The sequence below is a fragment of the Cupriavidus sp. IK-TO18 genome (assembly GCF_015549295.1).
In the GTDB taxonomy this organism is placed as follows: Bacteria; Pseudomonadota; Gammaproteobacteria; order Burkholderiales; family Burkholderiaceae; genus Cupriavidus; species Cupriavidus oxalaticus_A.
Genome location: NZ_JADGMP010000002.1, coordinates 55134 through 76694 on the forward strand (window position 1 = coordinate 55134; position 21561 = coordinate 76694).

At 68.3% G+C, this 21561-nt stretch carries 23 protein-coding genes; 11 read left to right on the plus strand and 12 right to left on the minus strand.

The window, feature by feature from the left end; all coding sequences use genetic code 11:
• Position 1: 1 nt before the first annotated feature.
• The 4 genes from IPF36_RS01605 to IPF36_RS01620 form a co-directional block, all read right to left on the minus strand.
• Positions 2-334 carry a c-type cytochrome gene (locus IPF36_RS01605; RefSeq protein ID WP_195427163.1) on the minus strand — a complete coding sequence of 111 codons (333 nt, stop codon included), beginning with the start codon at positions 332-334 and terminating at the stop codon, positions 2-4.
• Between the two features lie 171 nt (positions 335-505).
• Positions 506-1345, minus strand: a complete 840-nt coding sequence (locus IPF36_RS01610; protein WP_133097771.1) for a BON domain-containing protein — start codon at positions 1343-1345, stop codon at positions 506-508.
• A 63-nt stretch (positions 1346-1408) separates the two neighbouring features.
• Complete coding sequence (locus tag IPF36_RS01615) at positions 1409-1996, minus strand: phosphoheptose isomerase (RefSeq protein WP_133097772.1); 588 nt, start codon at positions 1994-1996, stop codon at positions 1409-1411.
• A 53-nt stretch (positions 1997-2049) separates the two neighbouring features.
• On the minus strand, positions 2050-2445 hold the full coding sequence (locus IPF36_RS01620) for a YraN family protein (protein ID WP_135706105.1): 396 nt from the start codon (positions 2443-2445) through the stop codon (positions 2050-2052).
• 15 nt (positions 2446-2460) lie between these two features.
• Here IPF36_RS01620 and rsmI point away from each other — a divergent pair, with 15 nt between their 5' ends.
• A complete protein-coding gene (rsmI, locus tag IPF36_RS01625) occupies positions 2461-3369 on the plus strand; it encodes a 16S rRNA (cytidine(1402)-2'-O)-methyltransferase (RefSeq protein ID WP_135706106.1) in 909 nt (302 codons plus the stop codon).
• A 100-nt stretch (positions 3370-3469) separates the two neighbouring features.
• Here the strand turns inward: rsmI and IPF36_RS01630 are convergent, their stop codons facing one another.
• Positions 3470-4237, minus strand: a complete 768-nt coding sequence (locus IPF36_RS01630) for a septal ring lytic transglycosylase RlpA family protein (protein WP_135706107.1) — start codon at positions 4235-4237, stop codon at positions 3470-3472.
• Between the two features lie 293 nt (positions 4238-4530).
• Between IPF36_RS01630 and IPF36_RS01635 the strand changes: the two genes are divergently transcribed.
• The 3 genes from IPF36_RS01635 to IPF36_RS01645 all read left to right on the plus strand — a co-directional run bounded on the left by IPF36_RS01635 (position 4531) and on the right by IPF36_RS01645 (position 6282).
• Positions 4531-5181 (plus strand): MBL fold metallo-hydrolase, encoded by a 651-nt coding sequence (locus IPF36_RS01635; RefSeq protein WP_135706108.1) that lies wholly within the window; start codon positions 4531-4533, stop codon positions 5179-5181.
• A gap of 4 nt (positions 5182-5185) precedes the next feature.
• Positions 5186-5842, plus strand: a complete 657-nt coding sequence (locus IPF36_RS01640) for an exonuclease (RefSeq protein WP_135706109.1) — start codon at positions 5186-5188, stop codon at positions 5840-5842.
• A 206-nt stretch (positions 5843-6048) separates the two neighbouring features.
• Entirely contained in the window at positions 6049-6282 is a 234-nt protein-coding gene (locus IPF36_RS01645) for a hypothetical protein (protein ID WP_133097778.1), read from the plus strand.
• An 82-nt stretch (positions 6283-6364) separates the two neighbouring features.
• On the opposite strand, the gene arsC is transcribed toward IPF36_RS01645, so the two are convergent.
• The 3 genes from arsC to IPF36_RS01660 all read right to left on the minus strand — a co-directional run bounded on the left by arsC (position 6365) and on the right by IPF36_RS01660 (position 9714).
• On the minus strand, positions 6365-6724 hold the full coding sequence (arsC, locus tag IPF36_RS01650) for an arsenate reductase (glutaredoxin) (RefSeq protein ID WP_133097779.1): 360 nt from the start codon (positions 6722-6724) through the stop codon (positions 6365-6367).
• A 402-nt stretch (positions 6725-7126) separates the two neighbouring features.
• Complete coding sequence (locus tag IPF36_RS01655; protein WP_135706110.1) at positions 7127-8395, minus strand: M20/M25/M40 family metallo-hydrolase; 1269 nt, start codon at positions 8393-8395, stop codon at positions 7127-7129.
• A gap of 53 nt (positions 8396-8448) precedes the next feature.
• Complete coding sequence (locus IPF36_RS01660) at positions 8449-9714, minus strand: allantoate amidohydrolase (RefSeq protein WP_133097781.1); 1266 nt, start codon at positions 9712-9714, stop codon at positions 8449-8451.
• A gap of 394 nt (positions 9715-10108) precedes the next feature.
• Between IPF36_RS01660 and IPF36_RS01665 the strand changes: the two genes are divergently transcribed.
• From IPF36_RS01665 to IPF36_RS01685, 5 genes are all read left to right on the plus strand, one after another.
• On the plus strand, positions 10109-11515 hold the full coding sequence (locus IPF36_RS01665) for a C4-dicarboxylate transporter DctA (RefSeq protein ID WP_133097782.1): 1407 nt from the start codon (positions 10109-10111) through the stop codon (positions 11513-11515).
• A gap of 47 nt (positions 11516-11562) precedes the next feature.
• Positions 11563-12255 carry a GntR family transcriptional regulator gene (locus tag IPF36_RS01670; RefSeq protein ID WP_133097783.1) on the plus strand — a complete coding sequence of 231 codons (693 nt, stop codon included), beginning with the start codon at positions 11563-11565 and terminating at the stop codon, positions 12253-12255.
• A gap of 602 nt (positions 12256-12857) precedes the next feature.
• On the plus strand, positions 12858-13661 hold the full coding sequence (locus IPF36_RS01675) for an SDR family oxidoreductase (protein ID WP_195427164.1): 804 nt from the start codon (positions 12858-12860) through the stop codon (positions 13659-13661).
• Positions 13662-13714: 53 nt separating this feature from the next.
• Entirely contained in the window at positions 13715-14500 is a 786-nt protein-coding gene (locus IPF36_RS01680; protein ID WP_135706112.1) for an enoyl-CoA hydratase-related protein, read from the plus strand.
• 64 nt (positions 14501-14564) lie between these two features.
• Positions 14565-15398 (plus strand): crotonase/enoyl-CoA hydratase family protein, encoded by an 834-nt coding sequence (locus tag IPF36_RS01685; protein WP_195427165.1) that lies wholly within the window; start codon positions 14565-14567, stop codon positions 15396-15398.
• Between the two features lie 10 nt (positions 15399-15408).
• Here the strand turns inward: IPF36_RS01685 and IPF36_RS01690 are convergent, their stop codons facing one another.
• The 3 genes from IPF36_RS01690 to IPF36_RS01700 form a co-directional block, all read right to left on the minus strand.
• Positions 15409-15777, minus strand: coding sequence for a DUF2784 domain-containing protein (locus IPF36_RS01690; protein ID WP_195427166.1), 369 nt, complete (start codon positions 15775-15777; stop codon positions 15409-15411).
• Between the two features lie 15 nt (positions 15778-15792).
• Positions 15793-16713, minus strand: coding sequence for a LysR family transcriptional regulator (locus tag IPF36_RS01695; RefSeq protein ID WP_133097788.1), 921 nt, complete (start codon positions 16711-16713; stop codon positions 15793-15795).
• 63 nt (positions 16714-16776) lie between these two features.
• A complete protein-coding gene (locus tag IPF36_RS01700) occupies positions 16777-17727 on the minus strand; it encodes a LysR family transcriptional regulator (RefSeq protein ID WP_133097789.1) in 951 nt (316 codons plus the stop codon).
• A gap of 373 nt (positions 17728-18100) precedes the next feature.
• Here IPF36_RS01700 and IPF36_RS01705 point away from each other — a divergent pair, with 373 nt between their 5' ends.
• Both IPF36_RS01705 and IPF36_RS01710 read left to right on the plus strand, forming a co-directional pair.
• Positions 18101-19414, plus strand: a complete 1314-nt coding sequence (locus tag IPF36_RS01705; protein WP_195427167.1) for an MFS transporter — start codon at positions 18101-18103, stop codon at positions 19412-19414.
• Between the two features lie 43 nt (positions 19415-19457).
• The gene (locus tag IPF36_RS01710; RefSeq protein WP_195427168.1) at positions 19458-20672 is read left to right on the plus strand and encodes a M20 aminoacylase family protein; all 1215 of its coding nucleotides are present in this window, start codon (positions 19458-19460) and stop codon (positions 20670-20672) included.
• Here the strand turns inward: IPF36_RS01710 and IPF36_RS01715 are convergent, their stop codons facing one another.
• Positions 20673-21398 (minus strand): hypothetical protein, encoded by a 726-nt coding sequence (locus IPF36_RS01715; protein ID WP_195427169.1) that lies wholly within the window; start codon positions 21396-21398, stop codon positions 20673-20675.
• Positions 21399-21561 lie beyond the last annotated feature (163 nt).

Here is a 21561-nt window from a genome sequence, read left to right on the forward strand (position 1 = left end):
GTCAACGCACGTTGGCGAACCACGCCGCGATCGCCGCGAGCTGTTCGTCGGTGTAGCCCCTGGCGATCTGGTGCATCACCGTGGCCGGGCGGGTTCCGGAACGGAACGCCTGCATCTGCGCCACCAGTTCGGCCTGCGGGCGTCCTGCCAGCGACGGGATGGTGCTGCCTTCAGGCGCGCGGCCCGACGGGCCGTGGCAACTGGTGCAGCCTGCGGCATTGATGCGCACGTACTGGCCGGTGGGGTCGGCCGACAGTGCGGGCTGGGCGCCGCAAAGCGCCAGGGCCAGCAGTGCCAGCCGCACGAACACAGCGGGCCGGGGGATGGTTGTCATGGTCTCGCTCCGTGTGGGGTGCCGGGCGCAGGCATCGGCGAGATGCCTGCTGGCGCGGCAACCGTATCACATCGGGTGCGGACAGTGTGCGGTGAAAATCTCAGATGGAAAAACGGCGCCCGCATGTGCGGGCGCCGTGGTGCCGGCAAGCGAGCCGGCAAGCGAGCCGGCTCAGGGCAGGTTCCGGCCCGGCGGCAGGGCGACCGGCGAGGCAGCCGGCGAATCTACCGGGCTGGTAGTGACCTGGCTGGGCGTGCTGGCCGGCGCATCGACCGGACCGCCCACGCCCGGCACCGACTGCACCGGCGCCGGCGTGCCGACGTTGCCATCGTAAGACGGGTTCTGCGAGGTCGAGGCCGCATCCAGGCGCGCGCGCTCGGTGTCATTGACGTAGTCGAACGCCTTGACCACCTTGGTCACGCCGGAGGCATTGCGCGCCACGTCGGTGGCGCGATCGCCTTCCTGCTGGGTTACCACGCCGAGCATATAGACCACGCTCTTCTCGGTGGTGATCTTGATCGAGTTCGACGGCACGCCGTCGGCGGTCATCAGCAGCGTCTTGACCTTGCTGGTCAGGTACGCGTCCTGGCTCTGCGTCATGAAGCCGGGCGAGTTGACCACCTCGAGCTCGTTGATCACCACGCGCGCATTCTGCAGGCCGCGCACGTACTGCTCGACCTGCTGCTTGACGCTGTCATTGCTGGCCTCGCCGGTGAGAAGCACCTTGCGGTTGAACACGGTCACGTTGACGCGGGCCTGGCCACTGTAGCGCGAGTTGATGGTGCTCTCCGCTTCCATCTGCAGGCCGCGGTCGACGGTCTGGGTGGCGGCCGGACGGCGGTCGGTGGCCATGGTCACGCCGGTGCCAACGGCGCCGGCGATCACGGGGAAGCAGCCGGCCAGCTGGGTGGCGGAAACCAGCACCGCCGCCGCGGTCAGCGTGGCGCGAAGGATACGGCCGGCGCCGGCGGCGCTGGTCCGGGTTTCAGGCGTAGTAGGCAGGTTGGTCATGCGGTCCTTGCTGTGGCTGGATGTTGGAAATGGGGGCGGAAGTGAGTAAGCGGACAGGCTAGCTCAGGCTTCCCCGAGCAATGCCTCGTCGATGCCGTCGCACAGGCAATGCAGCGTCAGCAGGTGCACTTCCTGGATGCGCGCGGTGCGCTCGCTCGGCACGCACACGTGGATATCGAATTCATCGAGCAGGCCGCCGATGACGCCGCCGCCCTTGCCGGTCAGCGCAATCACGGCCATCTCGCGCTGGCGCGCCGCCTCGATCGCGGCGATCACATTGGCCGAGTTGCCCGAGGTGGAAATCGCCAGCAGGATGTCGCCGGGCACGCCGAGTGCCTCGACCTGCTTGGAAAACACCTTGCTGAAGTCATAGTCGTTGCCGATCGCGGTCAGGATCGAGCTGTCGGTGGTCAGTGCGATCGCCGCCAGGCCCGGGCGCTCGCGCTCGAAGCGCCCGACCAGCTCGGCGGCGAAATGCTGCGCATCGGCCGCCGAGCCGCCGTTGCCGCACGCCAGGATCTTGTTGCCGCTGGTCAGCGCGCCCACCATGCGTTCCACGGCGGCGTCGATATAGGGGGCCATTGCCGCCGCGGCCTGTCGCTTGGTCTCGGCGCTGTCTAGGAATTGTTGCTGGATACTCTCAATACTCATGGCTCTGTGGCCTTTCATTGGCAGTTGCACGCCCGGTCGCGCGCCAGCGCGCATTATGAACCAGCCGGCGCGGCGTCAAGGTCAAACGCGTGCTGCAGCCACTCCAGGCGCCCTGGCTCCAGCGCCACCACGTCGAATCGGCACGGCGGCAGCTGCGCCAGCGTGGCGAGGTAGTGAGCCGCGGCCAGCAGCACGCGGCGCTGCTTGGCCGGCGTGACGCTGGCCGCGGCGCCGCCGAAACCGCGTCCGCTGCGCTGGCGCACCTCCACGAACACCAGCGTGCCGTCCGGCGCGCGCATCACCAGGTCGATCTCGCCGCCTTTGCAGCGATAATTGCGGACCACGGGCTGCAGGCCCTGGCGCCGCAGGTGCGCCAGCGCCCGGTCCTCCGCCCGCATACCGCGCGCCTGCGCGCTGCTCGGCTGCGTGGTGGATTTGAATGATGGCATCGACGGAAGTTCTCAATGAGTGACTGGATCTCGCTGGCGGCCAGCCAGTCGTACCCGGGCGGCACGCTGTATGTCGTGGCCACGCCCATCGGCAATGTCGCGGACCTGTCGCTGCGGGCGCTGCATGTGCTCGGCCTGGCCGACGCGGTGGCCTGCGAAGACACCCGCAATACCGCCCAGCTGCTGTCGCGCGTGGGGCTGCAGCGGCCGCTGGTGGCCGTGCACGAGCACAACGAGCGCGAGGCTGCCGGCCGCATCGCCGCGCGGCTGGCCGCTGGCGAGCGTATCGCCTATGTCTCGGACGCCGGCACGCCGGGCATATCGGATCCGGGCGCAAGGCTGGTCGAGGCGGTGCGCGCCGCCGGGCACGCGGTGGTGCCGCTGCCCGGCCCCAGCGCGGCGGTGGCCGCGCTGTCGGTGGCGGGCGACATGCTCGATACCGGCGATGGCCGCTTCACCTTTGTCGGCTTCCTGCCGAGCAAGCCCAAGGCGCGCGGCGAGGCCATCGCACGGCTCGCCGCGCTCGACCACGCCTGGATCTGCTACGAGGCGCCGCACCGCATTGCCGACACGCTGGCCGCGCTCGCCGCCGGCCTGCCGGGCGAGCGCCGGGTGCTGGTCGGGCGCGAGCTGACCAAGCTGTTCGAGGACATCGCGGTGGTGACGGCGGCGCAGGCACCGGCATGGCTGGCGGCCGACCCGAACCGGGCCAAGGGTGAATTCGTGCTGGTGGTGGAAGGCGCCGGCGGCGACGCGGCCGCGGACGGGGCGCCCGATGCCGAGGCGCAGCGCGTGCTGGGGCTGTTGCTGGCGGAACTGCCGGCCAAGCGCGCCGCCAAGCTGGCGGCAGCGATCACCGGGGCGAGCACCAACGCGCTCTACCAGCTGGCACTGGCGCAACGTTCCGGCAATAGCGGGGACTGAGGTTGCCCCTGAGGACGCCCGGGCGACGACGCCGGGCCGGTGCGGGGAAAGTAACGGAGAGGTGTCAGCGCGCGGTGGCATGCATCGGGCGCTGCCGGTCTCAGCGGCGCTTGCGCTTGACCGGCTTGCCGCTGGCCTTGGTTGCCTTGCGCGCCTTGGCGGGCGCCAGCGAGTTGGCGAGTTCGGGCACGGAGACATCGTCGTCGCCACTGCCATCGCCGGCTTCAGTGCCGCCGGTATCGAACTGCGGGCCCAGCGCCGCGACTTCGGTGCGCGTCAGGCGGCGGATTTCGACGTTGACGGCGCCGCGCTCGACGAAGCCAAGCCGGCGCGCGGCGCCGTAGGAGACGTCCAGCACGCGGTTGCCGTGGTACGGACCGCGGTCGTTGATGCGCAGCACCGCAACCTTGTCGTTGCGCAGGTTGCGCACCAGCACCCAGCTGTCGAGCGGCAGCGACGGATGCGCGGCGGTCATGGCGCGCATGTCGAAGCGCTCGCCATTGGCGGTCTTGCGGCCGTGGAAGCCCTTGCCGTACCACGAAGCGACGCCGCGCTGCTCGAACGTGCCGATGTCCGCGCGCAGGCCGTCGAGCGAGCTGCCGCTGCGCCCTTCTTCCCGGTCGTAGCCGAACAGGTTCCAGCTACCGCCTTCGGACGATGCGCGGGCGCTCTTGTCCGCGTCGTTGCGGGCGGCCTTGCCGGCGTTCTTCGCGCCGCGCGTGGGCACCGCGTTCGACGTATCGGCGACGTCCGCATTGTCGCCCCCGGGGGGCGTGGCACAAGCGGCCAGCACCAGGGCGCATGCAGTGCATGTCCCGAGCTTGGCCAGCCGTTGCCAGCGCTTGGTGAGGGCGGTCAAATTAAGCATGGGCGCGAGTCTAGCATTCACTACTGCTGACTATCTCTTTCATTTTGTTACGAAATCTGTTCGATCTCGCACGAACGAGGGCGATCTTGCCCGCGATCGACGGTGTGACAAGGGATTGCGGGCGATCCGGAAATTTGTAACAGAGAGGCTTAAAAATCACATATGGATATGCGCCGCAACAATTTATCGCCCGGCGCTACAATGCAAAGCATGAATGCCGCGCGGTTTTCCAACGCTGTCGCGGCGGATGCGGCGCCTATTTCGAATGCCGTATCGATCACAAATATCAACTGATGAAAGTCCTCCTTATCCCGGTCACCCCTTTCCAGCAGAACTGCTCGCTGCTGATCGACGAAAGCACCGGCACAGCCGCCGTCTGCGACCCGGGCGGCGACCTCGAACGCGTCCGCGAAGCGGTCCGGGAGCAAGGGGTCACGCTGCAGAAGATCTTCCTGACGCACGGCCACGTCGACCACTGCGCCGGCGCCGCGGCGCTGGCGCGCGAATTCGGCATTCCCATCGAAGGGCCGCAGCAGGATGAACGCTTCTGGATCGAGCAACTGCCCGAGCAGACGCGGCGCTTCGGCTTCGGCCATGCCGAAAGCTTCGAGCCGGACCGCTGGCTTGAAAACGGCGACACCGTGCAGTTCGGCAATGAAACGCTGGAGGTCTACCACTGTCCGGGCCACACGCCCGGCCACGTGGTGTTCTTCTCGCGCGCCAACAAGCTCGCGGTGGTGGGCGACGTGCTGTTCGCCGGCTCGATCGGCCGCACCGATTTCCCGCGCGGCAACCATGCCGACCTGATCCGCTCGATCCGCACGCGGCTATGGCCGCTGGGCGAGGATGTGACCTTCGTTCCCGGCCACGGCCCGGTTTCGACCTTCGGCGAGGAGCGCCGCAACAACCCCTTCGTGGCCGACCACCTGATCGACGTGGGCTGAGGCCATGGCCAAGCGACAGCTGCCAGACACCCGGCCGGAAATCTACGTCAGCACCGACGTCGAGGCCGACGGCCCGATTCCGGGCCCGCATTCGATGCTGTCGTTCGCGTCCGCGGCCATGCTGGCGGACAAGTCCGTGATCGGCACGTTCTCGGCGAACCTGGAGACGCTCCCTGGCGCGGCCGGCCACCCCGTGCAGATGCAGTGGTGGCAAACCCAGCCTGAGGCCTGGAGCGCCTGCCGGCGCGACCTGCAGCGCCCGGAAGATGCGATGGTGCGCTATGTGGAGTGGGTCGAGAGCCTGCCGGGCAAGCCGGTCTTCGTGGCCTTCCCGGCCGGCTTCGATTTCACCTGGATGTTCTGGTACATGATGCGCTTTGCCGGGCGCTCGCCGTTCGGCTGGGCCGCGCTGGACATCAAGACCCTGGGCTTTGCGCTGACCGGGCGGCCTTATCGCAAGACCGTGAAAGCGGCGTTCCCGGCGGAATGGATGGATCCGCTGCCCCACACCCACGTGGCGCTGGACGATGCGCTGGAACAAGGCGCGCTGTTCTGCAACATGCTGGCAACGCTGCGCGAACGGGAAGCGGCACTGGCAAGCCTGGCGCCGGCTGTGGACAACGAGGCAAGCGAGTCCTCACAAGCTGATCCAGAGCCCTGATCCGCTGCTGCAGGGCAGCATGAACCGCGGCACGCCCCTTGCAGGCCGAAGGCTCGCATCCGTCGCCAACCGCCTATAGTAGAAGTGGATGTGGCGCACCGGGCGAAACGAGCCAACTGACTATTCGGCGCACTTGCGCAACCCGCCATCATCCGCCTGACCGATGTGCCCGGAGCCGCGCGGCGCCTGCCGAGGAGGTGTCGATCATGCGTTTTCCTACCGACCTGCACTTGAGAGACCTGGCCGGCCGGATTCACTGGCCGCATGGATCGCACGCGAAGGGCGTAACGCCCATCACCCATCACCACACCTCGGATGAAGACGCCGAAGTCGCCAAGGCCACCCTGTACGTCAGTACGGTGACACTGGTGGTACTGCTGGTCGTGCTCGCGGCCATTGCTTTCGGTCAGGAGGCCATGCACTGGCTGGGTGTTCATTAAGACGACCCGCCTGAAGCTGTTTGTCTCGCAGACCGGCCGGCCCCCACCCTTCGTGGGGGCCGGTTTTATTCCGGCGTCCGCCTCAGGCCAGCAGCGGCGCCACGTTCTCGGGCGGGCGGCCGATCGCGGCGCGGCGGTTGCGAACGACCACCGGGCGCTGCAGCAGGATCGGGTTATCGGCCACGGCGGCCAGCAGCTCGGCATCGGTCAGGCCCGGGTCGGCCAGGCCCAGCTCCGCGTACGGCGCCTCGTTGTCGCGGATCATCTCGCGCACCGGCACGCCCAGCATGGTGTTGAGCTGGCGCAGCGTCGCCACCGATGGCGGGTTCTTCAGGTACTCGACGATTTCCACCGGCTCGCCCAGGCGCCCGGCGGCTTCCTCGACCATGGCAAGCGTCTCGCGCGACTTGGAGCAGCGGGGGTTGTGGTAGATCGTGATCATGGCAGGTGGTCCTTTCTTGTTGATGTGCGCCCCGCCTCGGGGCGGTGGCACTAATGCGGTGCAAATCCAACGGCACTATATACAACACATCGGGCCGCGCGCAGGTGCAACGGAACAAGTGCCCGGCACACATCCGCGTTGCCCTAAGTCCATCCATCTGGCGCCACGGGCCGGTTTCGCATCGCGCCACCAGCTCGGCGAGCAGCGCCTGTCCCAGGGCCTCGCCAACACAGCGGTGGTCGCATGGGCAGTGGATCGATACGGTATTGATGCAGCGGGTGTTAGGGACGGGGGCGAATACGCTGCCGGAGTAGGCGCAAGCGCTTATAAAAAAAACGCCACGGCCGAAGCCGTGGCGTTTCTGTCGCCGATCTGTCACCGGCGCGGAGATGCCTTCCCCGCTTACTTCATCAGATCCGACAACGCCAGCGCCACCACCTTGGTCGCGCGGTTCAGGTCGTTCAGGCGCAGGTTCTCGTCCGAGTTATGGCCGCGCGCTTCCATCAGGGTACGCGGGCCGGCACCGTACAGCACGGTCGGGATGCCGCGCTTGGTGTAGTGGCGGGCGTCGGTGTAGAGCGGCACGCCCTGCACCGGGATTTCCACGCCGAACACCGACTCGGCACGGCTCTTCAGCGCGCCGATCAGCTTTTCCACGCCCGGCAGTTCCGACAGCGGCTCGGCCAGGATGATGCGCTCGACCTTCACTTCGATGCCCGGGCGGTCCCTGGCGGCCTTCTCGACCACGGCACGGATCTCGCCTTCGGCGTCGAAGCCGATTTCCTCCGGGATCATGCGGCGGTCGACGCGGAAGGTCACCAGGTCCGGCACCACGTTGGTGTTGATGCCGCCCTTGATCAGGCCGACGTTCAGCGTGGCGGTGTCGATGCCAGGCACCTTCGACTTGCGCGTGGCCAGTTCGGCGCGCAGGCCGTAGATGGCCTGCAGGATATGGGTGGCGGCCTCGATTGCGTCGACGCCGGTGTGCGGCATGGCGGCGTGGCCCTGCTTGCCCTTGACCGTCACTTCGACGTGCAGGCAGCCGTTGTGCGACGAGGTGATGCCGTACGAGAAACCGGCAGAGATGGCGTAGTCGGCCTTGCTCAGGTTGTTGTCGAGCAGGAACTTGGGACCGATATCGCCGCCGGTTTCCTCGTCATAGGTGAACTGCAGCTCGACCGCGCCGTTGATCTTGGCGCCCTGCTTCTCGGCCTCCATCAGCGCCAGCACGGCGTAGGTGTAGGTGGCGAAGTCAGACTTGGACACGGCCACGCCGCGGCCGTACATGACCGGGCCGTGCTCGCTGTCGGCAATCTCGCCGCCGTACGGGTCCTTGGTCCAGCCCAGGCCTGGAGGCACCACGTCGCCGTGGGCGTTCATGGCGATGACCGGGCCGCCCGTGCCGAACTGCTTGCGCACGATCAGGTTGGTGGCGCTGATCATGCCGGCGGCCTTCACCTGCGCGTCAGGCACCTTGTGCGCCTCCACCGTGAAGCCCAGGCCCTCCAGCAGTTCCTTGGCGCGCTTGCCGTGGGCATCGCAATCGCCGGCCGGGTTGTCCGAAGGCACCTTGACCAGCTCGGCCAGGAAGGCTTCCTGCTGCGGGCGGTGCTGGTCGATGAACTGCGTCAGCGTGGTTTCGATGGGATTCATACTGTCTCGTGCGGTCATGACTTGTTCTCGTAGCTTCTCAGGAGGGTTCGGGTGGGTTTCCGGGCGCTGGCTTACTGCTGCAGCCGGAAATGCTCGACGAAATCGCTGAACACGCGCGCGGACAGTGCTGCATCCTCGGCGGTCATGGTTTCGGTGGGATGGTGGCTGATGCCGCCGTTGCCGCAGCGCACGAACAGCATGGCGACATCGGCGATGGCGGCGATGGCCATGGAGTCATGGCCGGCACCGGACGGCAGATGGCGCACCGGCACGCCCTGGCGGGCGATGGCGGCGGCCCATTGCTCTTGCAGCCACGGGGCGCACGGCACGCTGTTCGCCTCGTGGGTCTTGCGCACCTGCGCGCGTACATTGCGGCGCGCGCACACGCGCTCGATCTCGGCCAGCACGTCGTTGACGGCGGCCTCGCGCTCGGCGTCGATGCCCGAGCGAATGTCGATGGAGAACACCGCATGGCCCGGCACCACGTTGGTGGCGCCATTGGGCACGTTGAACTGGCCGACGGTGCCGACCAGGCCCGGCTTGCCGCCGCAGCGCTTCTCGATGAACAGGCCGATTTCGGCACCGGCCATGGCGGCATCGCGGCGCATGTCCATCGGCACCGTGCCGGCGTGGCCGGCCAGGCCTTCCAGCTCGACGATAAAGCGCGTGGCGCCGGAGATCGCGGTGACCACGCCGACCGGCAGGCCCTCGTTCAGCAGCACCGGACCCTGCTCGATATGCACCTCGATGAAGGCGGCGACCTTGCTGCGGTCATGCTTTGCGGCAGGCAGGCCGGCCGCGTCGAAGCCAGCCTCGCGCATCACTTCGCGCATGGTCTTGCCGCTGTCGTCGACGTTGTCCAGCACCTTGGTGTCGAAGGTGCCGGCGATGGCGCGGCTGCCCAGCAGCGTGGCCTTGAAGCGCACGCCCTCTTCCTCGGCAAAGCCAACCACCTCGAGCGCGAACGGGAAGCGCTTGCCCTGGCGGTTCCACTCGGCCACGCAGGCGATCGGCAGGATCACGCCGAGGTTGCCGTCATAGCGGCCGGCGTCGCGCACGGTGTCGAAGTGGGAGCCGGTCAGCAGCGCCGGCGCGCCGGGCGTGGTGCCCTCGTAGCGGCCGATCACGTTGCCGGCGGCATCGCGCCGCACCGTCATGCCGGCCTGCTGCATCCATTCGGTCAGCTGGGCGGCGGCGCCGTGGTGGGCCTCGGTCAGGTAGGTGCGGGTGAGCATGCCGGGTTGCTCGGTGTGAACGGCCAGTGCATCGGCCCAGGCCATGATGCGCGTGCCTACCTCTGCGGCTGCCGGCGTGGCCGACGACGGATTTGCTGCCATGCGTGTCTCCTGCTGGAAGTGCTTGAAAGCCGCGGCGGCGTGGCTGGCGGGGCGCCAGTGCGGGCGGGACGCCCATGGCCGAAGCTCTATTCTGTGCGATTCATGGTAGCACAGTGAATTCAAAAATTGCATACAAAAATGATATGCACTATATTCGGTTCCACGTTCAGACAATCCGCTGCGGACAATCCGGTCCGGACAACGGATTGCGTGGATTCCGCCCCAACAGGGGGGCTGTCCGCGCGGTGGCGCGCTCCAGACCCGGAGCCCTGCCCGAGACGTAAGGCCGGCAGCCCACCCAGCCGTCAGAGCAGCACGGGGCCGCCGGTGATTCCTGGATCGAAATGGGCCAGCCAGCGCACATGCGCAGGACCGGCCCGGCACGGAGACAACCATGCAGCACGCAGTTCCCTCGCAGCACCGCCCGGGCACCCCACGCCTGCACACCCGCTTTACCCGCTCGCTGTTCGGCCAGGTGCTGATCGCCCTGGTGATTGGCACGGCACTCGGCCTCGCCTTTCCCGAATTCGCCGCCAAGCTCAAGCCGCTCGGCGATGCCTTTATCAAGCTGATCAAGATGCTGATCGGCCCGATCGTGTTCTGCGTGGTGGTGGCCGGCATCTGCGGCGCCGGCGAGCTGAAGAAGGTTGGACGCGTCGGCATCAAGGCAGTGGTGTATTTCGAGATCGTCACCACCATCGCGCTGGCGCTGGGCATCCTGCTGGCATATGTGTTCCAGCCCGGCGTCGGCATGAACGTGGATCCGCGCTCGCTCGACGCGTCGGCCATTGCCGGCTTTATCGACAATGCCACCAAGGTCAAGGACCAGGGCACGGTCGACTTCCTGCTCAAGCTGATTCCCAATACCGTGTTCGGCGCCTTTGCCAACGGCGACGTGCTGCAGGTGCTGCTGGTGTCGATCCTGTTCGGCTGCGCGCTGTCGCTGGTGGGCGAGCCGGGCCGGCCGCTGGTCAAGCTGATCGATACCTTCTCGCACACGCTGTTCAAGATGATGGGCTTCATCATCAAGCTGGCGCCGCTGGGCGTGCTGGGCGCGGTGGCCTTCACCGTGGGCAAGTACGGCATCGGCTCGCTCAAGCAGCTGGGCTTCCTGGTGTTCCTGTTCTACGGTGCGGTGATCGTGTTCGTGCTGGTGGTGCTGGGCACCATCATGCGCGTGTGCGGCTTCTCGGTGATCAAGCTGATCCGCTACCTGCGTGCCGAGCTGCTGGTGGTGCTGGGCACGGCCTCGTCCGACAGCGTGCTGCCGCAGGTGATGAAGAAGCTGGAGTTCATGGGCATCAAGAAGTCGGTGGTGGGCCTGGTGATCCCGACCGGCTATTCGTTCAACCTGGATGCGTTCTCGATCTACCTGACGCTGGCCGCGGTGTTCATCGCCCAGGCCACCAACACGCCGCTGGCAATGGGCGACCTGCTCGGTATCCTGGCGGTGGCGCTGGTCACCTCCAAGGGCGCGCACGGCATTCCAGGCTCGGCCATCGTGATCCTGGCGGCGACGCTGTCGGCGCATCCGGCAATCCCGGCGATCGGCCTGGTGCTGGTGCTGTCGGTGGACTGGTTCATCGGCATCGCGCGCGCGCTCGGCAACCTGATCGGCAACTGCGTCGCAACCGTGGTGGTGGCCGCATGGGAGAAGGATATCGACCGCGAACGGGCGCGTGGCGTGCTCAACGGCACGATCGAAGCGACCGACCTGGACGCCGGCCTCGCCGCCATGACGGATGACAACGCCGTGGCCGGTTCGCCCGCCGCCGTGCCGGGGAGTGTCGCGGGGCGCTAGAATCACGGCATTTCCCCAACGCGCAGCCCCTGCGCAAGTGCGCTGCCATGCCCGAGCATATCGATCCCGACATGACCGCTGAAGCGATCGCCGACGACATCGTCGCGGCGATCGTCTCGCACCGCCTGCCGCCTGGCACCAAGCTGCGCGAGGAGGCGCTGGCCAGCGTCTACCGCGTCAGCCGCACCAAGGTGCGCGCGGCGCTGCTGATGCTGAGCAAGGACAAGGTCATCCAGATCGTGCCGGACAAGGGGGCGTTCGTGGCCAAGCCCAGCGCGGCAGAAGCGCGCGAGGTCTTCGCCGTGCGGCGCATCCTGGAAGCGGCGCTGGCGCGCGAGTTCGTCGCCAGGGCAACCGCGGCCGACTACAAGCGCATCGACAAGCACCTCGCCGCCGAGCGCAAGTCGCTGGGCGGCAACGACGCGCAGGTGCGCACCCGGCTGCTCGGCGATTTCCATATCGTGCTGGCCGAGGTGGTCGGCAATGGCGTGCTGACCGAGATGATGCGCGAGCTGTCCGCGCGCAGCGCGGTCATCACCATGCTGTACCAGTCCCGCCGCGACGCGGCGTGCTCGTCGGACGAGCATCGCGAATTCATCGAGGCGGCGCGCGCGGGCGATGTCGAGCGCGCCGTCACGCTGATGGTGGACCACCTCAGCCATGTCGAAAGCGCGCTGCATTTCGAGGAAACCGCGCCGGTGGCACGAGGCAAGGACCTGGTCGCGGCGCTGCTGGCGTAGGAGAGGGACTGGCCGTTGACCCGCGCTTGACGTGAGTCAAAGCGGCCTGGGCCGCGCCCGGGCACACTTGTCCTCGCCATGAAGACGCGGGGGCGCACTTCATGAGCACTCTGCCTTTCGCGCATCATCGCCGGAAGGCCGCCCGCACGCTGCAACGGTGTGCGGGCTTTCTTTTTTCTGAGGGCTGGCTTTTGCCGCGCCGAGCATCGTTAGCCGGCGGGTCCTCGCGAGCAATGCCGCAGCGCGGCAATTTCCCTTTCCGGCCAATCACTTGCGCATGTGCCGGCCGCCGCAAGGCCGTGCGGGCTGGCGCACATTGCCGGGCCGGCCACTTTCCGTCGCCGGCGCAAAGCGGCCATAACCGAATGCGTGCTTCGGGTTAGGATCGCGAGGGCCCAACACAGAGGCCTGCGCCGCGGCATCGCCGCGGACGCGCATCAGAACAACCGTCATGGAGACCCGTCATGCGTGATCGCACCGTGCCCGCGCGGCCGTCCGGCCTGCGTTCGCACCCTCTCCCGGTTTTCGTTTCCTGAGCGCCCCGCCTCTGGCGGGCGCGGTCATCCCTCGCATTGCCTGACCATCGATCAAGAGGACTACCCATGCCCAGTGCCTTTCGCGCAGACGCCTTCTCCGGCAAGACCGTATTCATCGCCGGCGCCTCTTCCGGCATCAACCTCGGCATCGCGCACGGCTTCGCCCGCGCCGGCGCGAAGCTGGCGCTGATCAGCCGCACCGAAGACCGCATCCAGGCCGCGGCCGATGGCATCGCCGCCGCGGGCAGCACCGCGATCGGCATGGCGGCCGACGTGCGCGACTACGCGGCGGTGGAAGCGGCACTGGCGCGCACGCGCCAGGAACTCGGCCCGATCGACGTGGTGATCTCCGGCGCCGCCGGCAATTTCCTCGCGCCGGTGGTCGGCATGTCGGCCAATGCGTTCAAGACCGTGGTCGACATCGACCTGCTCGGCACCTTCAATGTGTTCCGCGCCAGCTTCGACCACCTGAGCAAGCCCGGCGCATCGCTGATCGCCATCACGGCGCCGCAAGGCGTCAACGCCATGATGTTCCAGGCTCATGCCTGCGCGGCGAAGGCCGGGATCAATATGCTGATCAAGTGCCTGGCAATGGAATGGGGGCCGGCCGGCGTGCGCGTCAACGGCATCTCGCCGGGCCCGATCGCCGATACCGAAGGCATGGCGCGGCTGGCGCCGACGCCCGAGGTGGAGGCGCGCTACAAGGCCCGCCTGGCGCTGCGCGACTACGGCACCAAGGACGATATCGCCGGCGCCGCCATGTACCTGAGCAGCGACAACGCGCACTTCGTCACCGGCACCATCCTTGACTGCGACGGCGGCAGCAAGCTGGGCGACGCGTCGGCCGATGCGCTCAAGCCCATGCGCTGACGCGCGACCCGGAGAACACAAGAGCAACCACAACGATACATGGAGATCCAACGATGACAGCATCCGTGCTTTACCAAACCGACGCAGGCGTGGCGACGCTGACCCTGAACCGCCCCGACGTGCTCAACGCGATGAACGCCGAGCTGATGCGCGAGCTGCGCGAAGGCGTGGAACGCGCCGCGGCCGATGCCGAAGTGCGCGCCGTGCTGATCACCGGCGCCGGCCGCGGCTTCTGCGCCGGCGCCGACCTGGCCGCGCGCCAGGCCGGCGGCAATGGCCTGCAGGATTCCGGCCAGATGCTGCGCGAGCGCTATCACCCGATCATCCTGGCGCTGCGCCAGATGCCCAAGCCGGTCATTACCGCGGTCAACGGCGTGGCCGCCGGCGCGGGCATGAGCCTGGCGCTGGCCGGCGACGTGGTGCTGGCGGGCCGCTCGGCCAGCTTCCTGCAGGCGTTCTCCAAGATCGGCCTGATTCCCGATGCCGGCAGCACCTACTTCCTGCCGCGCTATGCCGGCGAGATGCGCGCCCGCGCGCTGGCCATCCTGGCCGAGAAGATCGACGCCGAGGAAGCGCAACGCATCGGCCTGGTGTGGAAGGTCCATGACGATGCCGCGCTGCAGGACGAAGCCGGCAAGCTCGCGCGCCACCTGGCCAGCATGCCGACGCTGGCCTACGGCATGATCAAGGAAGCCCTGAACCAGAGCTTCGGCAATGACCTGGCCGCGCAGCTGGAAGTCGAGGCCACGCTGCAGTCGCGTGCCAGCCGCAGCGAAGACTGCAAGGAAGGCGTCGCCGCCTTTGTCGAGAAGCGCAAGCCGCAGTTCAAGGGGCGCTGAGCAGCGTTCTCGCCGCCTGCAGCACAACCGGCACACCCGGCACATCAACTCAAGGAGCCCGCGCATGAGCGCCAGCAGCAATGAACGGATCATCGTCACCATCGAAGGCGGCGTCGCCGACGTCCGCCTGAACCGTCCCGACAAGATGAACGCGCTCGACCAGCAGATGTTCGATGCGCTGATCGAGACCGGCGAGCAGCTGGCGCGCACACAGGACTTGCGCGCCGTGGTGCTGTCGGGCGAAGGCCGCGCGTTCTGTGCGGGCCTGGACATGGGCCGCATGGCCGGCATGCTGTCCGGCGATGGCGGCAGCGAAAGCGACAGCATCGGCGGCGGGCGGCTCGGCAAGCGCACCAACGGCATTTCCAATCGCCCGCAATATGCCTGCATGGTGTGGCGCGAGCTGCCGGTGCCGGTGTTCGCGGCGGTGCACGGCGTGGCGTTCGGCGGCGGCCTGCAGGTGGCGCTGGGTGCCGATGTGCGCTACGTCGCGCCCGACACGAAGTTGTCGGTGATGGAGATGAAGTGGGGCCTCGTGCCCGACATGGCCGGCATGGTGCTGACGCGCGGTCTGGTTCGGCCCGACGTGCTGCGCGAGCTGGTCTACAGCGCGCGCGTGCTCAATGGCATCGAAGCGTGCGAGCTGGGGTTCGCCACCTACGTTGCCGACGACCCGCGCGCCGCGGCGCTGGAAGCGGCGCGCCAGGTGGCGCAGAAGAACCCGGATGCGATCCGCGCGGCCAAGCGGCTGATGGCGGTGGTCGAGCGCGGCGACAATGCCGCTATCCTGCAGGCCGAGTCGGACGAGCAGGACCGGCTGGTCGGCTCGCCCAACCAGCGTGAGGCGGTGCTGGCCAACATGGAGAAACGCGTGCCGCGGTTTGACCCGGCGCGTTGAAGCCTGTAGCTCAGTGGTGGCGCCGGCGGCGCCACCAAACCGCGTAGACCGCCACGTTGACGACCAACACCACCAATCCCAGCCACAGCTGCACGGCGGGCGTCAGGCCCGGCGGATAGATCAGCGGCAACAGGTAGCGCTCGATAAATCCGCCGCTGTAGCCCGCCTCCCCCGCGGCACTGCGCAGCGCATTCTCCAGCGGCGTCAGCGGGCAGATCCACCCGGACCACTCGATCAGCACGCCCCACGCCGCGGCGGGCAGGTGGACCCACGCCAGCCGCGGCCAGCGCAGCACCAGCAGGCCGCCAGCCACCACGAACACGATAAACAGCCCGTGCACGATGACGACGAGATCCGCCAGCCAGGCTGATATTGGCATCTCGTCCCGTTGCGCTCAGTCGCCGTTGCCGCCGGCCATCCAGTAACCGGGGCGCGCGAACTGGGCTTTCAGGTGCTCGATAAAGAAACGGATCTTGGCCGGCACCGGGCGCTGCTGCGGGTACACCGCGAGGATGTCGTAGTCGGGCAGCGCGTATTCGTCGAGCACGGTGATCAGCTCGCCGCTCTCTAGCTGCGGCAGGATCTCCCAGGTCGAGCGCCAGCCCAGCCCGAGCCCTTCGCCGGTCCAGCGGTGCAGCAGCTCGCCGTCGTTGCAGTCGAGGTTGCCGTTGACGCGCACCGTCACGGTCTTGCCGTTCTGGCTGAAGTACCAGCCGCGCTGCTGGCCGCCCTGCAGGTTGAACGCCAGGCAGTTGTGGTGCTCGAGGTCGTCCAGCGTCTGCGGCACGCCGTACTTGGCAAAGTACGCCGGCGTGCCGCATACCACGCGCTTGTTCTGCGCCAGCTTGATCGCGACGAAGTTGGGGTCGATCGCGCCGCCGATGCGGATACCGACGTCATAGCCCTCGCGCACCAGGTCGACCACGCGGTCGGTCAGGTTGAACGAGATCTGCACTTCCGGGTTGGCGGCCAGGAAGGCCGGCGCGTGCGGCGCCACGTGCTTGCGGCCGAACGCGGCCGGCGCCGACACGATCAGGTGGCCGGTGGCCTTGTGCTTGCCTTCGGCGATCAGCATCTCGGCGCGGTCCAGGTCGGCGAGCGCCTTCTTGCATTGCTCCATGAACACCGCCCCCTGCTCGGTCACGGCGATGCGGCGCGTGGAGCGGTGCAGCAGCTTGACGCCGATACGCGCCTCCAGCGCGTTGATGCGCCGGCCGATCATCACCGGCGTGACGTTCTGCGTCAGCGCCGCGGCGGCCATGCTGCCGTGCTCCACCACGGCGATAAAGGCTTCGATTTGCTTGAGTTTGTCCATCGGATATCAGTCTCCCGGGCGCCATTGTGCGGCATCGGCGCCGCCGTGGCATCCCGGCGGCGCTTATGAAGCGGATCGGGCCCGGCGCATGGCGGGCGGCGCATCGCGGCGCTCGCGGGCACAATGCCGCACTTCGCGGCTGAATTCCGCGCAGGCGTGCGTCATCAGGTCGACCGAGCGATAGACCAGGAAAACGCGGAAATCCGGCAGCTCGTCCTGGATCGGCAGCGGCACCAGCTGGTCGCGGGCCAGCTGCAGCGGGCCGCCGGTGCCGTGGAAGACAAAGTCCGACCACATGCTGACCAGGTCGGTGCGCGTGGCCAGCTGCAGGCCGAGCAGGTTCGATGCGCTCTGCACCACCCGGCGCGGCATTTCCATCCGGTGCAGCCGCATCAGGCTGGCGAGCGGGCTGCCGGCATCGTCGACCGGGTCGAGCACCAGCCAGTCGGCGTCCAGCAGTGGCCGCAGCCGGCGCGTGCGGCGCAGCGGGTGCCCGGCGCGCACCGCCAGCTTCATGCCGACCGAGAACAGCGGCTCCCATTGCAGCGAGGCCGAGCCGGGGCCGCTGTTGGTGGAGATCAGGCCCAGGTCGAGCCGCCCTTCGCGCAGGCCTTCCTGGATCTGCTGCGGGCGCAGCTCGAAGCCGCGCAGCGCCACGTTGGGAAAGCGCTGCCGGAACGCCGCGATGGCCGCGGGCAGCGGGCCGCTCGACGCCACCGCGGTAAAGCCGATGTTCAGCTCCGCCTCGGCATGGCCGCGGATCGATTCGATGTCTTCCAGCGCATGCCGCAGCTCCTGCTCGACCACGCTGGCGCGCTTGACCAGCGCCAGCCCGTAGGCGGTCAGGCTGACGCCGCGCACCGAGCGCGACAGCAGCGTCACGCCGAGCTCGCGTTCCAGCTCGGCGATGGCCTTGGACAGCGCCGGCTGCGAGATATGCAGCGCGCGCGCCGCTTCATGGATGCTGCCGTGCTCTGCCACGGCCAGCAGGACCCGCAGTTGGTGCAGCTTCATCGATTTCGTTTCCTGTTCCAGGGTGCCGTGCATTGCCGTGCGCCATGCCCCGGCGCGGGGCAACACGCCCCATCCGCGGGCGCGGCGCCGATGCGCGTCGCGGGCAGCACTTCCGTCCCTTCGCCGCATCGGCCAAGGCTTTGCCGGCGCCCTTCAGTAGTTTTCCCGATATCGGGACGACACCGGTTATGACGGTGATTCGATCTGGTTATCAGGATGAAAATATATGATTTTTTGTCCCGGGCCGTTTGCCTGAATACTCAGCGCCACAGGTTGCCAACCTGACTGCCGCGCGAGCCGCTCCTGCTCACCGGGCCCTGACAACACCGGTCCGCCGTGCGTGCAGCCCCCCACCAGTTCGTGGAGAACTTGCATGAACGACGCCACCCTCGCGACGCCTGCCAGCGTCGCGGCCGCCCCCGCCGCCACCGTCAGCACGCCTCGCAACCAGAGCCAGTTCCGCCTGATCGCGGCGTGCTCGCTGGGCAACGCGCTGGAGATGTTCGATTTCACCGTCTACAGCTTCTTCTCGCTGCTGATCGGCAAGCTGTTCTTCCCCTCCGACAGTCCTTACGGCTCGCTGCTGCTGGCGGTCGCCACCTTCGGCATCGGCTTCGTGATGCGCCCGCTCGGTGGCGTGTTGATCGGCAGCTACGCCGACCGGCGCGGCCGCAAGGCTGCGATGACGCTGACCATCGGCCTGATGGTGCTGGGCACGCTGTGCATCGCGCTGGCGCCGCCGTATGCGTCGGCCGGCATCGCCGGCTCGCTGATGATCGTGGCGGGCCGCCTGCTGCAGGGCTTTTCGCTCGGCGGCGAGATCGGTGCCTCGACCGCGATGCTGATGGAGGCAGGCGGGGTCAAGGGCCGCGGCTGGCGCGTCAGCTGGCAGCTCGGCAGCCAGGGCATCTCGGCGCTGCTGGGCGCGCTGACCGGCGCCGCGCTGTACGCCGTGCTGCCGGCCGCGTCGCTGGAGAGCTGGGGCTGGCGCCTGCCCTTCCTGGTCGGCCTGCTGATCGCGCCGGTGGGGCTGTATATCCGCGCGCACCTCGACGAAACCCACCAGGCCGACGACCACGCGCCGAGCCCACTCGGCGAGCTGTTCCGCAACCACTGGGCCACCGTGCTCAAGGGCATCCTGGCGACCACGGCCGGCACCGCGACGATGTACCTGGTGGTGTTCTTCATGCCGACCTACATGATCCGCGTGCTGCATATGCCGGCGTCGCTCTCGTTTCTGTCGGGCTGTGTCACCGGGCTGACGCTGACGGTGGTGTCGCTGTTCGCCGGCCACCTCGCTGACCGCCTGGTCGCGCGCAAGCCGCTGGTGGTCGCATCGCTGGTGCTCAGCATGCTGGCGGTGTACCCGGCGTTCTGGCTGATCAATGCCTACCCGAGCGTGCCGCTGGTGCTGTGCGTGTCGGCGCTGCTGACGGCGCTGGTCAACCTCGGCACCACGCCGATGTTCCTGATGATGCTGGAGATGCTGCCCGCCGGCGTGCGCGCCAGCGGCCTGTCGGTGATCTACAGCGTGGGCGTGACGGTGTTCGGCGGCTCGTCGCAATTCATCGTCACGTGGATGCTGGCCCGCACCGGCAACCCGATGTCGCCGGCCCTCTACATGCTGGTCTGCGGCGTGATCACGCTGCTCGCCGTGCTGCGCATCCGCGGCATCCGCGCCCACTGATCCGCGCCCACTGAACCCTGACCATTTTCCGGAGACCGAACCCATGACCCGCACACCGACGCTCCAGCCGTTCCAGTACCTGCCGCACCTGCTGCCGGCGCTCGGCATCGACGCCGAAACCTTCGTCGGCATCCGCCGCCAGATCCACGCGCAGCCCGAACTGGGCTTCGAGGTGGGGGCGACCAGCAAGCTGGTGGCGACGCTGCTGGCCGAATGGGGCTACGAGGTCCACACCGGCATCGGCAAGAGCGGCGTGGTCGGGCAGTTCAAGCGCGGCAGCGGCGCGCGCCGCCTCGGCATCCGCGCCGACATGGACGCGCTGCCGATCACCGAGGCCACCGGCCTGCCCTACGCCAGCCGCGTGCCCGGCAAGATGCACGCGTGCGGCCACGACGGCCATACCGCAATTTTGCTGGCGGCGGCCAGGGCGATTGCCGACCAGCCCGAATTCGACGGCACGCTCAACCTGATCTTCCAGCCCGACGAAGAAAACCTGTGCGGCGCGCGCGCGATGATCGAGGACGGGCTGTTCGAGCGCTTTCCGTGCGATGCGATCTTCGCGCTGCACAACATGCCGGGCGTGCCGGCGGGATCGTTCCGCGTGCTGCCGGGGCCGGTGAGCCTGTCGTCGGACGTGGCCGACGTGACCGTGCGCGGCGTGGGCGGCCACGGCGCGATGCCGCACCGCGCGCGCGACCCGATCGCGGCGGCGGCGGCCATCGTCACCGCGCTGCAGACCGTGGTGGCGCGCAATGTCGCACCTGACGATACCGCCGTGGTATCAGTCGGCTTCATTCGCGGCGGCGCCACGCACAACGTGATTCCGGAAGCCGTGACGCTGGGGCTCAACGTGCGCGCCGCGCGGCCCGAGACCCGTGCGCTGGTCGAGCAGCGCATCCGCGAGATCGTCGCGCTGACGGCACAGGCACATGGCGTGGAGGCGGAGATCGACTACCGCCAGCTGACGCCGCCGATGGTCAACGCCGAAGCCGAAACGCTGCTGGCGCAGCGCGTCTGCACCGAGCTGGTCGGCGCGGACAACGTGGTCACGCAGGCGCTAAAGGGACTCAACGGCAGCGAGGACTTTGCGTGGATGCTCAACGCAGTGCCGGGGTGCTACCTGATCCTCGGCAACGGCGAAGGCGAATTCGGCGGCTGCATGGTGCACAACCCCGGCTACGACTTCAACGACGCGGTGCTGCCGCTGGGCGCGGCGGCCTGGGTGCGGCTGGTGCAGACCTATCTCGCCGCGGCCTGATCACGCTTCGCGTGCAGCGGCGGCGCGTTGCGCGCGCCGCGCATCCAGTTCGGCGTTCATCCGCGCGGCTTCGCCCAGCACGTAGGCCAGCCGCCGCAACGGCCGGCTGCACTGCACATGCAGGTACAGGTAGCTGGCGCCGCCGGCGACCAGCATTACGCCATAGCCCCACAGCAGCGTCGGCACCGCCTGCTCCGGACGCGGCAAGGCGCGCCACGCGCCGGCCAGCACCACCGCGGCGGGCGCCAGAGCCAGCAGCAGGCCCACGGTACGTGCAGCCCCCTCCCATAGCCGCAGCTGCAAGGCCACGCGCCTTTGGCGCGCTTCCAGCTGCGCCGGCGGGATGCGCGCCAGCTGCCGCAGCAGCGCGTCCTCGGCCGCGCGCTGGCGGTCCATTTCCCGGGCTTGCCAGCGCAGCGGGTTGCGCAGCCTGGCCAGCACCGGGCGGGTGCGCGCCAGCCCGGCGCCCACATAGCAGGCGGCCGCCGCGGCCAGAAACGCCTCGAAGGCGCGCAGCGACCACGGTGGTACCGGGTGCTTCAGCCACAGCCGCCACGCGGCCAGCGCACCGCCGCCGAGCAGGGTCGCCACCAGCGCGACGATAAAGCCGATCCACAGCAAGCGGGCCAGCCCGCCAGCCGGCGCGCGCTCCGATGGCGGCGCGGGCGCGCTGGAGGCGTCAAGCGCTTCAAGCAGTTCGTAGGTCGGCGGCAGCCTGGAATACATGATCGGCACGGGCAACGGGATGCCGCCATTTTCGCCGCATGGGCACGTGCCGGATAGACACCGCGCCGGGTGGCCCCGGGGCGTACCCACCGCTGCGCAGCGTGGCCGCTTCATCACACCGCATATCCAATTGCATACGCCGGCGTGCTGTCGGCGACCGTCT

Excerpts from the sequence above, each read along its gene's own strand:
- IPF36_RS01605 (WP_195427163.1), bottom strand. The coding sequence starts at position 334 with ATGACAACCATCCCCCGGCCCGCTGTGTTCGTGCGGCTGGCACTGCTG.
- IPF36_RS01610 (WP_133097771.1), bottom strand. The coding sequence starts at position 1,345 with ATGACCAACCTGCCTACTACGCCTGAAACCCGGACCAGCGCCGCCGGC.
- IPF36_RS01615 (WP_133097772.1), bottom strand. The coding sequence starts at position 1,996 with ATGAGTATTGAGAGTATCCAGCAACAATTCCTAGACAGCGCCGAGACC.
- IPF36_RS01620 (WP_135706105.1), bottom strand. The coding sequence starts at position 2,445 with ATGCCATCATTCAAATCCACCACGCAGCCGAGCAGCGCGCAGGCGCGC.
- rsmI (WP_135706106.1), top strand. The coding sequence starts at position 2,461 with ATGAGTGACTGGATCTCGCTGGCGGCCAGCCAGTCGTACCCGGGCGGC.
- IPF36_RS01630 (WP_135706107.1), bottom strand. The coding sequence starts at position 4,237 with ATGCTTAATTTGACCGCCCTCACCAAGCGCTGGCAACGGCTGGCCAAG.
- IPF36_RS01635 (WP_135706108.1), top strand. The coding sequence starts at position 4,531 with ATGAAAGTCCTCCTTATCCCGGTCACCCCTTTCCAGCAGAACTGCTCG.
- IPF36_RS01640 (WP_135706109.1), top strand. The coding sequence starts at position 5,186 with ATGGCCAAGCGACAGCTGCCAGACACCCGGCCGGAAATCTACGTCAGC.
- IPF36_RS01645 (WP_133097778.1), top strand. The coding sequence starts at position 6,049 with ATGCGTTTTCCTACCGACCTGCACTTGAGAGACCTGGCCGGCCGGATT.
- arsC (WP_133097779.1), bottom strand. The coding sequence starts at position 6,724 with ATGATCACGATCTACCACAACCCCCGCTGCTCCAAGTCGCGCGAGACG.
- IPF36_RS01655 (WP_135706110.1), bottom strand. The coding sequence starts at position 8,395 with ATGACCGCACGAGACAGTATGAATCCCATCGAAACCACGCTGACGCAG.
- IPF36_RS01660 (WP_133097781.1), bottom strand. The coding sequence starts at position 9,714 with ATGGCAGCAAATCCGTCGTCGGCCACGCCGGCAGCCGCAGAGGTAGGC.
- IPF36_RS01665 (WP_133097782.1), top strand. The coding sequence starts at position 10,109 with ATGCAGCACGCAGTTCCCTCGCAGCACCGCCCGGGCACCCCACGCCTG.
- IPF36_RS01670 (WP_133097783.1), top strand. The coding sequence starts at position 11,563 with ATGCCCGAGCATATCGATCCCGACATGACCGCTGAAGCGATCGCCGAC.
- IPF36_RS01675 (WP_195427164.1), top strand. The coding sequence starts at position 12,858 with ATGCCCAGTGCCTTTCGCGCAGACGCCTTCTCCGGCAAGACCGTATTC.
- IPF36_RS01680 (WP_135706112.1), top strand. The coding sequence starts at position 13,715 with ATGACAGCATCCGTGCTTTACCAAACCGACGCAGGCGTGGCGACGCTG.
- IPF36_RS01685 (WP_195427165.1), top strand. The coding sequence starts at position 14,565 with ATGAGCGCCAGCAGCAATGAACGGATCATCGTCACCATCGAAGGCGGC.
- IPF36_RS01690 (WP_195427166.1), bottom strand. The coding sequence starts at position 15,777 with ATGCCAATATCAGCCTGGCTGGCGGATCTCGTCGTCATCGTGCACGGG.
- IPF36_RS01695 (WP_133097788.1), bottom strand. The coding sequence starts at position 16,713 with ATGGACAAACTCAAGCAAATCGAAGCCTTTATCGCCGTGGTGGAGCAC.
- IPF36_RS01700 (WP_133097789.1), bottom strand. The coding sequence starts at position 17,727 with ATGAAGCTGCACCAACTGCGGGTCCTGCTGGCCGTGGCAGAGCACGGC.
- IPF36_RS01705 (WP_195427167.1), top strand. The coding sequence starts at position 18,101 with ATGAACGACGCCACCCTCGCGACGCCTGCCAGCGTCGCGGCCGCCCCC.
- IPF36_RS01710 (WP_195427168.1), top strand. The coding sequence starts at position 19,458 with ATGACCCGCACACCGACGCTCCAGCCGTTCCAGTACCTGCCGCACCTG.
- IPF36_RS01715 (WP_195427169.1), bottom strand. The coding sequence starts at position 21,398 with ATGTATTCCAGGCTGCCGCCGACCTACGAACTGCTTGAAGCGCTTGAC.